Raw genomic sequence first — 13,997 nt, 5'->3', positions numbered from 1 at the left:
AAATCGCTTACTCGCGGCCCTGCGCGCCGAGCAGGCCATGCGGTCGCACCACGAGCACGAGCGTCATCGCCGCGAACAGCATCACATAGGCATAGCCGGGGTTGAACATGGAGGTGACGCTGATGATCTCGCCGGCGATCAGGCCGCCGAGGATCGCGCCAGGGAAAGAACCGACGCCGCCGATCACCACCACCACGAAGGTCTGGACCAGGATGTCGTCACCGATGCCCGGTGTCAGCGACACCACCGGCGCGTTGACGATGCCGGCAAAGCCGGCGGCCATCGCGCCGATGCCGAACACGATCATGAAGACGCGGTAGACGTTGATGCCGAGCGAATCGACCATCACCGAATCTTCGATGCCCGCGCGCACGATCATGCCGAGCCGGGTCCGGTAGAGGATGATGAACAGCGCGCCGAGTGCGACCGCGACGATGCCGACCACGGCGAGGCGGTAGGTCGGATAGAACATGAAGCCGAGATTGGTGATGCCCTGGAACAGTGCCGGCGGCGGTACCAGCTGCGACTGGCTCGAGAAGAGCAGGCGCACGAGCTCGACGAAGCAGATGCCGAGCCCGAAGGTCACGAGCAGCTGATCCTCGTGCGGTCGGTGATAGAAATGGCGGATGATGACGCGTTCCATGAGAACGCCGAGCAGCATCACGAACAGCGAGCCCGCGATCACGGCGAGGATGAACGACTCCGTGTACTGGTAGGCGACGAAGCCGGCATAGCCGCCGATCATGAACATCGCGCCGTGCGCGAGGTTGAGCACGCCGAGCGTGCCGTAGATGATGGTCAGGCCGGAGCTGATCAGCGCGAGCAGGGCGCCGAGCGCGAGCCCGTTGAAAAGCTGCGAAACGAGATTGGGCCAACTAATCATGCAATGATCACGGTTGCGACGCCCGACGGGGCTGCGTCAAAAAAGGGTGACGCCGCAGGACCGGAGTGCAGTCCGCGGCGTCACAGGGGTTAGCGAGGTCTCAGCTGTAGTCGCCGAGATGGCAGCCGAAGGCGTCCGGCTTCTGCATCAGGCTTTCCCCCGGGACGATCTCGACGACGTCGTACCAGTCTTCCTTGTTCTTCATGTCCTTTTGCTGCTTGCCCTTGACGATGATCACCGGCCGGACGCACTGATGGTCCTCGGGACGGTAATGCACGTCGCCCACCAGGGAGGGGATCGTCTCGCCTTTCTCGTAGGCCTTGATCACGTCGGGCGGGCTGAAGCTGCCGGCCTGCTCGCACATGTGCGCCCAATGCGCGAAGCTGACATAGGCGTTCTCCGCCCCCCATTCGGGCTTGTAGCCGTACTTCTTCTCGAATGCTTCGTTGAACATCTTGGCGAGCGGGAATTTGTCTTCGATGGTCCACCAATAATCGGTGGCGGCGTAGACGCCCTGCATCAGGCCGCCGGTCTCGCGCGCGATGAAAGGCACCTGGTAGGGGACGACCAGCTTCATCTTGTCGAGCACGCCGAACTGCTTGGCCTGTTGTGTCGACAGCACGGCGTCGTGTCCCCAATTGACGTTGATGAGCACGTCGGCGCCTGAATTCGCGACGTTCAGCAGATATGAGGAATAGTCGGGTGCGCCGAGGGGCGCCACCTGGTTGGTGGTCGTCGTCCAGCCCGCTGTTGCGAGGAAATCCTGCATGGATTTGGTGACGGTGTGGCCGTAGGTGTAATCAGGCGTGAGATACGCGGCCTTCTTGCCCTTGCCGAACTCACGTACCATCACCGGGCCGATCGCTGCAGCCGCAGTCTGGCCGTAGAAGTTCTGTCGAAAGCCGTAGCGGACGCAATCCTTGCCAGTGGTATCGTTCGAGCCGGAAATGCCACACACGAAAATGACGTGTTCGCGCTGGGCGAGTTTGTTCAGCGCCACTGCAACGGCGCTCGACGTGCCGCCGGTGATCATGATCGCCTTGTTCTCGCTGATGAAGCGCTGCTGCGCCTGCACCGCCTCGTTTGGCTTGGCCGCGGAATCGGCGACGCCGAACTTCAGCTCCTTACCGAGCACGCCCTTGCTGGTCTTCGGCGATATCTTCTTGATCAGGTCGTGCCCGCTGTTGATGTGCTCGATCGCGAGTTGATAGCCCTTGAGCTCGTCTTCACCCTGTACGGCATAGGTGCCGGTGCGCGGCACGGAGATGCCGATGAAGGCGGTGGAGCCCGAGACCCCGGCGGGGTAGGAGCCGATCGCCAGCTTGTCCTCGGCAAACGCCGGCATCCCGGGCAGAACCGTGCCGCCGATGAGGCCCGCGGTGGTCTGAAGCAGGCCACGGCGCGAGAGGCCGCGGCGGATGAGATTGTCAGTCATGATCGTTTCCTCCGAACATCGTTCTTGTTTGCAGGCAAAGCACGACCTGTCCGGCGGCAGCCGGCCTTAAGGGCCTGCCCGCGCCGGGCACGTCACATCCGCGTGTAGCTCTTGGGCGCAAGCATTACTTGTGAACGCCTTCTGTCAATTTCGTCTTTGGTCGAACGACCAAAATTATGTCGTGAAAACATATCGTATCCCGATATATATTAGCCTTTGTGAGTACGAGACTGGCGGGTTCGGCGAGAGAAATGGTGCGGCGAACGAGAGTGGCGGGTACCCGGAAGCGACGGTCATGGCCGCAAGGTGCGGAGCGGCAGGACGCTGCGTGGTCGGTGGAAGAGGTGAACGGACAGGGGGCGACACCACAGTCCGGCGATGCCTCGCGCATGCCCGAGCCTCGCAATCGAACGACAGGTGAGCGGGGACCGGCAGTCGGCTCTGTTCAGGCGAAGCGTGTGCCCGGGCCGATGAAGCGGCTGAGCGTGCGTGCCCAGAACGTTCTGAAGGAGCTCGCAGTCGAGCTCAAGGGCGAGCAGCCGCCGAAAGGGAACTGGTCGCCATCGCGCGAGTTACTGTGGGCGCTCACGGCCGAACGTCTCGCGACGACGCGCAATTGCGGGCCGCATACGATGCGGGAGATTGTGGAATGGGCGCAGGGCTGCGGCGTGACTATCAAGCCGGTAATCCCGCCCGGCGGTTCGCTGTCGCAGATGTGGAGCGAGCTGATCGCCAATGCCTCGGCAGGCAGCCTGACCAGCGCCGAGATCGCCGGTGCGCTGCAGCGCTCGATCAGGCGGAAGAGCGCCCGGATCCCGATCGCGTTTCAAATCATCCTGGTGAAGATCCTGCTGTCGAGCTTCGAATAGGGGCGCAATAGCTGTGCATCCGGAATTCCCGCTGCTTGGTCCGGGCGCTCCTGCTTGCTACTTTGGCTAACGGCTCGCGTTGCCGGGTAGGAAGCACGGAGGCGGCACGGCATGGTTCAGATGAAGAGGACGCAACGGGCGACTGCGGCCAGGTCCGGGCGGTCCTCAGCCACCGATCCGATGCGTGACTCCGACTATGCTGCGCTTGCGCAGTTCCGGTACGAGATCCGGAGCTTTCTGGCCTTCAGCGAGGCAGCCGCGGCAAAGCAGGGATTGACGCCGACGCAGCATCAGGCGCTGCTTGGGATCAAGGGCTTCGTGCGCCCGGGTCCTGCGACAGTCGGTGATGTTGCGCGCTTTCTGCTGATCCGGCCTCACTCGGCGGTTGAATTGATCAATCGTTTGGCCAAGCTTGGGCTAGTAGGCCGGGTTGCCGACCCGCAGGATGCCAGACGTGTGCACCTCAAACTGACCGGGAGAGGTGAACAGAAACTGCGGGCACTATCGCAGAGAAATCTTCAGGAGCTCCGCCGCGCCGCGAGCCCGGCACTGAATCGCCTGCTGAGGTCGTTTCGGCACTCTGGCGGGCCGAATTCCAACGGCTAAGCCCGCGAGCAAACTCTACTCCGTCTTGACTGATGCCTGGGATTGCCGGCATGGGCTCGCATTCGCCTCCTGGACGATGGCTTCCAAGTCACGCCGTGACCGATTGCATTTTGGGCGGGTTTGTAGGGTCGTCTCTATGTCTGGAAAGGCGACTATCTGGTGAGCAGGCCTGAAATCAGAGCCGCAGCGCCGAGGCCAATGAACGACAAGATCATTGGAGGATACAGAACCAACGCTGCTTCAAAGCGCAGGAACTTCGGTTGCTCGCCGGTCCGATCGGGAAGCCCAATGAAGATCAGGATGCCTGCTACCGCAAGCATAGCAGCTCCGATCAGCATGTTCATATTCGCCTTCCTCCACATCACGGAGCAAAAAGTCGCAAGCACGAGAGTGCGACCGAGCTGTCGTTTTGGAAAGGACCAACCGTACGCTTTGGTACCGATTTTCTTGAAGACCGCTTTTTGAAGAGGCCCCTCAGATCTGCTTCACGCCATGACCGGCCTTGGCGGCAAGCCCAAGCACCCGCTCCCGGGTACGACTTCTGGCAGCGTCGACCAGCATCGCGCCCGCCCAACGATAAACGTTATGCTCCTTCACCTGCTGCCGCATGAGCTTCATGCGCTCGGCCTGTTCCTGAATTGGCATCGTCAGCGCAATCTCAATCGCTGATGCCATTTCTTCCGTGTCATAAGGGTTGACGATGAGCGCTTCGGATAGTTCTCGCGACGCGCCGGTGAAGCTCGATAAGATCAGGACACCGGCATTGTCCTCCCGCGAGCTGACGAACTCCTTTGCCACCAGGTTCATTCCGTCATGTAGGCTGCTGACGACGCAGGCATTGGCTGCCCTGAACAGGCGGAAGACCTCCGCAGGCTCGTAATGCCGCGCGATCAGGTGAATTACGGGTTGGCGACCGGGGTAGCCCCCATTTATTTCGGCGGCGAGCTCCTCGGCTTCGGCTTGGAGCTTCGAATATGAGCTGAGCTTGCTTCGTGTCGGGGCTGCGACCTGAACGAATACAAGCCGATCTCTCCAGGCTGAATTACGTGAAAGTAGCGCGTCGACGGCGCGCATGCGATCGAGAATGCCCTTGGTGTAATCAAAACGTTCGACACCGACGATCAGCCGCGTTCCCTCCGCAAGGCCGAATTGGGCGATCACATCGGATCGGCAATGCGCCGGAGGCGGGAGCTTTTCCAGCTCCCTCGGCGGCCATTCGATGGAGATCGGATACGCGCGTGCCCTCGTTTCATGTCCACCTAAGCTGACCGTCTGCACTTCGCGATCGATCCTGCTTTCTACGAAACGATCGACGCCCTCGATGAAATTGTTGCAGTGGAACTGGGTATGGAATCCGACAATCGTGCTGCCGAGCATTCCTTCGATGATCTCCGCCCTCCAAGGGCATATGCCGAAGGTCTCAGCATTCGGCCATGGGATGTGCCAGAAGGTGATGATCGTCGCCTTCGGTAAGCGCTCACGGATCATTCTCGGAGCAAGCGCGAAGTGATAATCCTGGACCAGCACGACGGGGTCCTCGGTATGCGCCTCAGCAAGGACGGCGTCGGCAAAGCGCTGGTTGATCTGCCGATACATCTGCCAGTCGCTGGACCTGAACGTAGGGCGCACGAAAACGATATGGCACAATGGCCAGAGCCCTTCATTGGCGAAGCCGTAATAGTAGCCGTCCTGCTCTTCATCGGAGATCCAGATGCGTCGGAGCGTGTACGCCGGAGCGACCTCGGGCACCCGGATTCTATCGTTCTCGTCGACCGCCTCCCGATCGGCGCTGCCGCTGCCGTGGGCGATCCATGTGCCGCCGCAGGCGCGCATGATTGGCTCCAGAGCCGAGACCAAGCCGCTCGCTGGCCGCTGCACCACCCTTCCCGCCTCCGTCGCGTTGTGGATGTAGGGCTCGCGATTGGAGACGACGAGAACTTCGGCCCTTGGCAGAACGCCGTGCAACACCTCTTGAAGCGATTTTGGCGTCCATTCGATCTGGCTCGTAAGCGGAACCTGGTCGGCCCTGCGCAACAGCTTATGAATTTCGCGATCGATAGACCCGCCGCTCAGCTCCAACGGTTCTCCCTGAGCACCTCGGCGCACCTCGTCGACCGCACGTCGCAAGGCGTCCATCCATCCTTGCATCATCAGTACGGCGAAAATGATCGTGCCGATGGTGAGGACCAGAACGACGCTGGCGAGCGCGGCCAAGAGATATGACAGCACCTGGCTTGATCTCGCCGCCGCGAAGCTGAGGTCGGTTAGAATGACGAGATAAGAGCGCCCACGGCTGCTTTGGACCGGGAAGGCAGCGACGAGAATCCGGCGTCCGCCGCTCGTTATGCTTGTGAAACTTTCGCCTTCGGACTTCGCAGACTTTTCGCACGAGAAGGTCGGCGGCAATTCAGGCGTCGGCGCGATCAACGACCCTGCCGGATCACAAAATCCAACCGCGAGAATCTTCTTGTCGAGTGCCACTCTCTTGAAGAGGTCGGCCAGGTGGCCCCAAGCCCGGTCCTCGACATCCCGGCTAAGCAGCGGCCCAATGGCGTTGAAAACCAGCTTGGATCTGGCCTCGACATCGCTTCGCGACCATTGCTGTACGATTCCACCGGTAAACGGAGATATCCCGAACGCAACGATTGCGGCTACCGCCAAGCCGAAAACGCCATAGCGGAAGAACTCCTTGTACGATATCGGGGTCACTCCGGAGCTACCCCGACTGTCCGCAGGGATTTGCTCGAGCCGTCTAGCAAGCGCAGCTCTCGCAGCGCCTTGGGCACTGCCGATTGCGCCAAGCGGTAGTGAGCGAATATATACCAGACCAAAGGGCGGCTGCTGTTAGCTCGGATTGGCGAGCCGCTTCCCCTCCTCAAAGCCCGTACGCTCGTTGTTGCACGTGAGACAAGTCGCACGTGCCATTTGCGTACCGTGGATTGCCAGCCGTTCATGCCGATGCGGCGTCTTTTCCTCGCAAGACAGGCAGTACGCTTGCGGAAACACATTGAGTGCCGTTTGATTCGATTTTTTGATCATGAAAGCCCCTGCGCAATATCCTTCGGAGGTCGCCCGCGAGCAAGCGGCAGCGGGGCAGATCGGCTGCCTATTGTACAGAACTGTACCGTGTTTCGTCACGTAGCAAGCTTTGCGCGCTCTGCCGAACATCACTCCTGTCCCACACAGCAGCCCGCCAACGTCCGGGTGAATTAGCGCGCGGCGGGAGCTGGGATCCCAGCGTTCCTCGGCTGGGGTCCGCCTCTCCTGACGGCATGACCTGTCCATCCGTCCCGGTCAAGGTCGGTGGTCGATTCCCCTGCCCGTCGTTCAAAGCGCGAAACCGGTTGTACGGTTGCACCCCGAGCAATCTTGCAAGTCAGCGCCTCTTGAATTCGCGCTTCACTTGCGCTTCTTCGGCAGCGCGTTCTTCCCGACGATCGAAAGCGCGATCAGACCGAATGTGATCAGGCGCGGGATGAAGTACACCGGCTCGCTCGCATTCGTCACTTGCACCACAGCCAGGACAAATCTCGCAACGGCGTCGATCACAAACGCAGCTGCAAAGAACAGGAAAAGGGTGTCGCCCGTCTTACGCCAAAACTTCAGGAAATATATGCTCGCCAGGAGCGATGCGAATGCCGTCGCACCTGAAAGAACGGGATTCAAATGGTCCATCACTCGGCCTCCCAGATCATGCCGATAAGCAGGACCGTCATGGCGAACAGGCCGATCGACAGACGCACGGCGGAAAGATCAACTTGAGGAAATACGATTTTATCGATCCACAGAGCAGCATTTTCGAAAGTCAGACCCGCGAAGCAGACGGCGCTCCATAGGAGCAACCTTGACCTGTTACCGATATATGCCCGAATGAGCAGCCATGCACAAAAGCCGCTCGTGACCGCGCAAAGCGTGTAAATCACCGCAGCCATGACTAATCCTTTCGAATCCTGAAGGCATCTGAAAATGCCTGGATGCGGTGTGGGCTGTTGTGGATGATATGTGTGATCGGGATCAAATGCCGCGAATACGCCAAGGCCAAGCTATCCACCACTGGCCGCAATTCGGGCCGCGGCGCAAAGGCATAGATTTCTGCCTCGCCGTCCAGGAAGCCATCCTTCCTCAGGGACGCTAGAGCATCGGCCATCTCGATCTTGCCCGCGTAAAGGCGTGAAGCGAGCGATTCCACGTCGAACCGCTCGCCGGGCCGCTTGTGGAAGAACAAAAGGGCTTCGAGCTGCGCCACAGAGCGAATGTAGCGTCGGACAAGCTCCTCTACCTCTTCCGGCAGTGCTTCATCAGACATCGTCGACCTCAGCCAGCGGCACGCAAGCTGATCGATTCAATGCGGAAATTCAAGACTGCTTTTCCTGCTACACAAATCTAGCCGACCGGATCAAAGACAACTGGAAAAGGCGGCGCCATCTCAGATGACACCGCCGATAAGCATGCTGGAAATATTACCGAAATCGACTCAGTACTTGAATTCAGGCATCTTCATCAGCTGATCCTTGTTGGCGTTCAGCACCACGTGTTCCGGATACCAATTGTCGCTTCGGTGGGCCGGCGTTGATGCGCTTCCCGTCGTGCTCGTCGAACCGGAATTGCCGGTCTTTCCAGCGCCATCGCTGGACGCCGTCTTCACCGGTTCTTTGGCGAATTTGAGCTGATCGAACGTTACGGCGACGTTGTGCTCGCCCATTCCAAGGAATCCTCCCACTCCGATCACCACGTTGGCAACCCGCCCGCTGGAATCCACGATCAGATCATTGATGTCGCCGATCTTCTCGTTGCTGTTGTTATAGACGTTCACGCCAACGAGTTTCGATGCACGCCATTCACCTTCCTTGTGCATGGAGGCGGTCGAGCCAGCCGGCTGCACGTTGGGCGCCGCGGTCGTCGCGTTGTTCTGGGACGACTGCGCCATGAGCGGCGTAGCCAGCAGCATCGCGGAGGCAAGAATGCAAAGTGATATCTTCATGACGATTGCTCCTACTTCTGTTGGATCATCGTCAACTCATCGCACGCTCGCAAGTTTCGTTTTCCTGAATGCGAATGTACGCTCCCGCACGAGACTTATCCGACCAGCTTGAGGCGGCTGCGCATCTTTTGATGAAGCATTGCACGTGTCACGGAAGGGTTGCATATGATGAACTCGACCATAGCGATAATGTCGTCCCTGGTGCGATTGCAGCAAGGGTTCTCGTAAGCGGCAAGAAGCCTTTGGGCTTCCTCCAAGGCTCCCACCAGGACTTCGTTATCGGTTCGGATCCGGCTTTCTTGCGATGACATCTCCGCCTCTATCGCATCAAGAATATCTGGACTCTATTGGCTGCCGTACAGTCGACTTAACGGCAGTAGGGAATCGCGTTCACGAATATGCAATGCGAAGGGGCGGCACCGCACAAGGACGGTTGTGCGCCGACAGGATGATCCCCTGACAATCGCAAGACATCGCTTTCAGCCTGGCCTCGTCCGTGACAACGATCCCTGCCCTGCGACATCCAATCACCCCGTCGCGCACCATACTGCCGAGAGCGACCGTAACGCCGGCGCGCCGGACCGCGAGAGCGTTGGCTATGTAACTATGCGTGAAAGGTACCTCGCGAGATCCGAGCCTGTCGCTGGCAACCAGGAGCCACCGCGCGAGGCGCTGGTGCAGCGTGTGCCTGGAGTTGCAGGCTGATAGTTGCGAACTGTGAATTAGGATCGCCTGAACATAGCCTAAAAGCATCTTTTCAAGCTCGACGTCGCTCTTGATCAAAGCAATCAGCTGATCGGACTGGATCCGACTCGCTTGACCCGGCACTCTCACGCTGCAGCGGTGCGGCGACACTTGCATGCCCAGGACCAACGGCACGCCGACGAAATCCTTCATCCCGAGCGTATGGATCTCTACCGGCAGGCAGTCGCCCGCACGGGTCGTGACAGAACACCCGCCTGACTCGATGAAGTACGCGTAGCGAAGAGGAGTGCCGCGATCGTAGAGAATTTGTCCTTTGTTCAGAGACACTGTCTCGCAGCTTTCGAGCAACCGGCACTGCGATGAGGCCGACAGTCGGGAGACGAGTTCGTTGCGGCTAGTGCCGCAGAAGGGCTCGTCAAGGCCAGGCCGCTTCGGGTTGAATTCGTTTTCGATCAACCGCAGCGGCGATGAAGAATGTTCCATGTCAAGCCCAATTCTAGACCGCTACAATGATTGCCTGTACGATGGGATGGATCGAGCAATCCTGGGAGTCAGGGTGACCGATAGTACTGTCGGGAAAACCCTGACACGAACCAAAAACGTTGAGGAAGTGCCAGGACGTGGGCGTTTTGCTGTCTCATTTGATACCCACCCGCATGGAGGCGCCCAGCTCAATCTCCCGGCGCGCAGCCCGCCGCCCCTTGATCCTCGTCTTCATCGCGGCAGCGATGCCTCTTGCGCTTTTCGCGGGGTGGGTCGTTTTCCTGAACGCGCAGCAGCAGCGCAGGGGCTCTCAGGCTGCCGCCGTGGAGACGCTCGATAGCGTCGTCAACCGGCTTGCCTCCGAGATCAGCCTCCAGCTCGAGATCGCCGAGACCGTCGCGGCTTCCGCAACACTCGACAAGCCGGACCTTGACGCGTTCTATCGAGAAGCGACGCGTGTCAACGAAGCACGTCCTCTTTGGCAGACGATTCAGCTCGTCGATCCCGACGGAAATCAGGTGCTTGATGTTAGCCGTCCTCTCGGAGACGGGATGCGCGCCACCGCAGACCGAGAGAATTTCGAACAGATCCTCAAAACGAGAAAGCCGGCGATCGGCGGAATTGGGCCGCGCGGTCCTCTCACCGGCAAACGCGTGGTGGCTGTCAGGGCCCCCGTCGAGCGTGATGGGCAATTGAATTTTGTACTCACGGTGGCCTTGGTGCCCGATGCAATAAGCCAGATATTGAAGAGTGCAGGCGCCCCGGCCGGCTGGGTAGGTTTTGTGGTCGATGCCAAGGGGAACATCGTCGCCCGCACCTTCGGTGAGCAATCCGAACTCGGACAATCTGCCAGCGCTACCGTCCGCCAGGCGATCGCCTCTGCACCAGAAGGAAGCTACGTGAAAACCACGCCTGGCGGCGATCAGGTCGATTCGATCTATAAAGTCATACCCGGAACCAGCGGATGGTCGGTCCATTTCGGAATACCGACGCAGGAACTGAATGGGCCTGTTCAGCGCTCAGCCATTTTCCTTGCCGGGGGTGGGGTCCTGAGCTTCCTCTTGGCTCTCACTTTGGCCTGGTACACCATACGAGACATTTCGCTGCGCCGGCGCGAGCAAGAGGCGCAGGCCGCATTGGCACTTAACGCAAGTGAAGAGCGGCGCAGGCTAACGATCGATGCCGCAGATCTTGGCGTGTTCAGCTGTGACTTTGCGACCAGAGAAGCGATCGTGTCGCCCCGCGCCCGGGAGATGCTCCGGATAGACGGATCGCGTTCCGAAGGAGATACGATCCTTCCGATAGATCGGATACTGAGCAGTATTGACCCCGCCGACCAGCGGACATTTGAGGCTTCGTTGCTGAGTTGCCGTTCGGGAAACGTGGCGATTGCCGATTTCCGGACCGCTCCCCCTCAGAGCCGGTGGCTGCGGGCCAGCGGACGGCTGTCTCGCATCGATGATAAAAACCTGGACGTCGTATATGGCGTCATTCTCGATATCGACGAGACCAAGAGAGCTGAGCTGGAGCGCCAGCAACTGCTTCGACGTCTTTCCGAAGCGGAAGAAAATGAACGCCGTAGAATCGCAAGGGAGCTTCACGATCAGATCGGCCAGACGGTCACAGGTCTCCTTCTCGGTCTAAAGAATCTGGAGCCGCTTCTGGGCACGAGCCCCAAACGCAAGCTCGGATTGGAGAGGCTCAATTGGCTGCAGGGACTCGCGAGAGGGATTGGGCGCGATATTCATCAAATCGCCTCTGACCTGCGCCCCACCGCCCTTGATGACCTGGGCCTTTACAAGGCGCTGGAGGCATTCTGCGCGGAGATCCGGCGCCGGTTCGGGATCAGCGTTGATTTTCAACCGCTGGGCAGAAGAGATCGTCTCGGCCAGGACGTCGAAATCGCGGTTTACCGCGCCGTCCAGGAGGCCGTGAACAACGTGGTCAAACACGCGCAAGCTCGAAACGTCAGTGTGGTCATCGACCGACGCACAACTGAGCTTAGGATCGTCGTCGAAGACGACGGGAACGGCTTCGACTTTCAGGAATTCTCGCAGGGTGAGAGCCGCCACCCAAAATTGGGCCTGTCCGTCATCGAGGAGCGCCTCACGCTGCTCGGCGGATCTTTGGCGATTGAATCTGAACCCGGCCACGGCACCTCTCTCTTCATGAGAATACCGCTGCCAATCGAGGAGATGGGCTATGTGCCCGATCCGGATCACGTTGACTGACGATCATCCGCTTGTTCTGGCCGGAATGAAGGCGTTGCTTCAAGACGTGCATGACATTGAGATCGTCGGGGAAGCAACGGATGGACAGACCGCCCTAGACATCATTCGCCAGGCCACACCGGACATTGCCATCCTGGACATTTCACTTCCCGGTATCAGTGGCCTCGAAGTTGCTCGCACTCTAGCGACGCAGCTTCCTCAAGTTCGTCTTCTGGCGCTGACCGTGCACGAGGATCACGCCTACGTTCAGCCTATGCTGCAAGCGGGAGCTCGCGGCTATCTGCTGAAGCGCTCTGCGGCCGACGAGCTCGAGCGCGCAGTTCGCGCGATTGCTGGAGGTGGATTGTATCTGGATCCTGCAATAGCGGAGAAAGCACTTCCATCTGCGCAGGGCGCCCATTCGTCTTCCGGCGCTTCCACAGCCGGCGAGCTGACACCGCGCGAGAGTGAGGTTCTCAGATTTATTGCACAAGGCTTCAGCAACAAGGAAATTGCCAATCAGCTAAGCATCAGCATCAAGACCGTCGAAACTTACAAGGCCAGGGCGGTCGAAAAGCTCGGACTGTTCACGCGTGCCGACATCGTGCGCTACGGCGTGGCCCTTGGCTGGTTGGGCCATTCGGGAAAGAGTGCCGATCAAGTTTGAGCGGGAAGTAGGTGGGCCAAACGGCCCTGCGCGCGGCATGCGGACGTCAGGATTATCCCGACAGGCCCCGCTCATCTCCTGACTGCCCGATGGGACGCCGTCCACTATCTTCCAAGAAGCGGACGAGAGAACCAACGCGAATCGCCGGCCGAACGGCTTTTGCACTCCGCACCTTTTTGGACGGATCAGTGTTGTTTGGAGGCATATATGAGAAATGTACTTTTCCGAGGACGTGCCCGTCGTCGGCTCTTTGCACAGTATGAGAAACTGCCCGAGCTCGCTACTCGGACGAACTCGCGGCTCGATGCCCACACGGCTAGAACCGCGGGCATTTGCCTCGCTTGCGTTTACATCACCTGTCTTCTGTTCTCGGCGTACGCGATTGCTTGATGACAACAGGCGTGGCAACCGACAGAATCACGAAGTTGGATTCATTGCCCCGATCCCTTGCAGGAACTCGTTTGGTTATGGATACAGTCGTGGTTCTCCTGGTCCTCGGTATGTTGTTCACGGCTCTTTGTTTTGCGGCGCTGGAGATCGCGGCACGTCGATTTCCCCGGACTTTTGGGCGTCAGCTTCCGATGTAATGTGCGGCGCACCCATCTCACTGCGCGATGAATATTGCTGTTATGCAAGGTGAGGGCCGCCTCGATCGACGGCCCTCCAAGTTTGCGCTTATCGGCAGACACGCACGTGCTTGACGATACGCCGACCATGATAGCCGCGTGTGACTATGGTTCGCACGGTGCAGACCCTCCGATGATGATGATACTGATAGCCGGCCTGCATCGTCTCGGATGTTGCCGCTGCGCCGACCGGTGGCGCCATCATCGCATTGGCAGGAACCAAGAACTGAGTGCCTGCAAGCAGAGCAGCGGCCGCAAATCCATAGGCGATTTTCTTCATAGTTTTTCCTTGTCGTATGCCCCTCCGCACTTCTATGTCGGTCCAATGAATGCGGAGTGAACGACGACACCGACAATCGTCGTCGCGATCTTTCGCCGCAGATGCAGAAATGGATAGATGACTCCGTCGCGGAGACGGGTTGGGATTGAGGCCCATCCTAATCCGCTTGCATGTCCCGCAGGAACTGCCGAAGTTGCTTTTGATTATTCACGTGTCAAAAGTCGCCATCTCGAACGCACTGCCCTCAATGGA

At 59.3% G+C, this 13,997-nt stretch carries 14 protein-coding genes; 4 read left to right on the top strand and 10 right to left on the bottom strand.

Annotated features, from left to right (window positions below; translation table 11 throughout):
• Positions 1-7: 7 nt before the first annotated feature.
• Together IVB31_RS22365 and IVB31_RS22360 are read right to left on the bottom strand one after the other, a co-directional pair.
• Positions 8-883: a branched-chain amino acid ABC transporter permease gene (locus IVB31_RS22365; RefSeq protein WP_247327532.1), complete on the bottom strand. Its 876-nt coding sequence runs from the start codon at positions 881-883 to the stop codon at positions 8-10.
• A 100-nt stretch (positions 884-983) separates the two neighbouring features.
• Positions 984-2,318: a substrate-binding protein gene (locus IVB31_RS22360; RefSeq protein ID WP_247327528.1), complete on the bottom strand. Its 1,335-nt coding sequence runs from the start codon at positions 2,316-2,318 to the stop codon at positions 984-986.
• Positions 2,319-2,776: 458 nt separating this feature from the next.
• Here IVB31_RS22360 and IVB31_RS22355 point away from each other — a divergent pair, with 458 nt between their 5' ends.
• Both IVB31_RS22355 and IVB31_RS22350 read left to right on the top strand, forming a co-directional pair.
• Entirely contained in the window at positions 2,777-3,187 is a 411-nt protein-coding gene (locus tag IVB31_RS22355) for a hypothetical protein (protein ID WP_247327525.1), read from the top strand.
• 111 nt (positions 3,188-3,298) lie between these two features.
• A complete protein-coding gene (locus IVB31_RS22350) occupies positions 3,299-3,793 on the top strand; it encodes a MarR family transcriptional regulator (RefSeq protein WP_247327521.1) in 495 nt (164 codons plus the stop codon).
• Positions 3,794-3,945: 152 nt separating this feature from the next.
• Here the strand turns inward: IVB31_RS22350 and IVB31_RS22345 are convergent, their stop codons facing one another.
• The 7 genes from IVB31_RS22345 to IVB31_RS22315 all read right to left on the bottom strand — a co-directional run bounded on the left by IVB31_RS22345 (position 3,946) and on the right by IVB31_RS22315 (position 9,962).
• Positions 3,946-4,137: a hypothetical protein gene (locus tag IVB31_RS22345; RefSeq protein ID WP_247327518.1), complete on the bottom strand. Its 192-nt coding sequence runs from the start codon at positions 4,135-4,137 to the stop codon at positions 3,946-3,948.
• 130 nt (positions 4,138-4,267) lie between these two features.
• The gene (locus IVB31_RS22340) at positions 4,268-6,502 is read right to left on the bottom strand and encodes a trehalose-6-phosphate synthase (RefSeq protein WP_247327506.1); all 2,235 of its coding nucleotides are present in this window, start codon (positions 6,500-6,502) and stop codon (positions 4,268-4,270) included.
• A 690-nt stretch (positions 6,503-7,192) separates the two neighbouring features.
• A complete protein-coding gene (locus IVB31_RS22335; protein WP_247327503.1) occupies positions 7,193-7,468 on the bottom strand; it encodes a DUF5985 family protein in 276 nt (91 codons plus the stop codon).
• Positions 7,468-7,725, bottom strand: coding sequence for a DUF5985 family protein (locus IVB31_RS22330; RefSeq protein ID WP_247327500.1), 258 nt, complete (start codon positions 7,723-7,725; stop codon positions 7,468-7,470). The genes IVB31_RS22335 and IVB31_RS22330 overlap by 1 nt, the downstream gene beginning before the upstream one ends.
• A 2-nt stretch (positions 7,726-7,727) precedes the next feature.
• Positions 7,728-8,099, bottom strand: a complete 372-nt coding sequence (locus IVB31_RS22325; protein WP_247327497.1) for a hypothetical protein — start codon at positions 8,097-8,099, stop codon at positions 7,728-7,730.
• 168 nt (positions 8,100-8,267) lie between these two features.
• Positions 8,268-8,774 (bottom strand): PRC-barrel domain-containing protein, encoded by a 507-nt coding sequence (locus IVB31_RS22320; protein WP_247327494.1) that lies wholly within the window; start codon positions 8,772-8,774, stop codon positions 8,268-8,270.
• 390 nt (positions 8,775-9,164) lie between these two features.
• Positions 9,165-9,962, bottom strand: coding sequence for a Crp/Fnr family transcriptional regulator (locus IVB31_RS22315; RefSeq protein ID WP_247327491.1), 798 nt, complete (start codon positions 9,960-9,962; stop codon positions 9,165-9,167).
• A gap of 137 nt (positions 9,963-10,099) precedes the next feature.
• On the opposite strand from IVB31_RS22315, the gene IVB31_RS22310 reads away from it, so the two are divergent.
• Together IVB31_RS22310 and IVB31_RS22305 are read left to right on the top strand one after the other, a co-directional pair.
• Positions 10,100-12,193 (top strand): ATP-binding protein, encoded by a 2,094-nt coding sequence (locus IVB31_RS22310; RefSeq protein ID WP_247327488.1) that lies wholly within the window; start codon positions 10,100-10,102, stop codon positions 12,191-12,193.
• Complete coding sequence (locus IVB31_RS22305; protein ID WP_247327485.1) at positions 12,165-12,839, top strand: response regulator transcription factor; 675 nt, start codon at positions 12,165-12,167, stop codon at positions 12,837-12,839. The genes IVB31_RS22310 and IVB31_RS22305 overlap by 29 nt, the downstream gene beginning before the upstream one ends.
• A gap of 675 nt (positions 12,840-13,514) precedes the next feature.
• Here IVB31_RS22305 and IVB31_RS22300 read toward each other — a convergent pair.
• Positions 13,515-13,745: a hypothetical protein gene (locus IVB31_RS22300; RefSeq protein ID WP_247327483.1), complete on the bottom strand. Its 231-nt coding sequence runs from the start codon at positions 13,743-13,745 to the stop codon at positions 13,515-13,517.
• Between the last annotated feature and the right edge of the window lie 252 nt (positions 13,746-13,997).

It is taken from the genome of Bradyrhizobium sp. 21, from assembly GCF_023073335.1.
Classification (GTDB): Bacteria; Pseudomonadota; Alphaproteobacteria; order Rhizobiales; family Xanthobacteraceae; genus Bradyrhizobium.
Note: the sequence above shows the minus strand (reverse complement) of the source record. Positions and strands in the feature narration are given on the sequence as shown.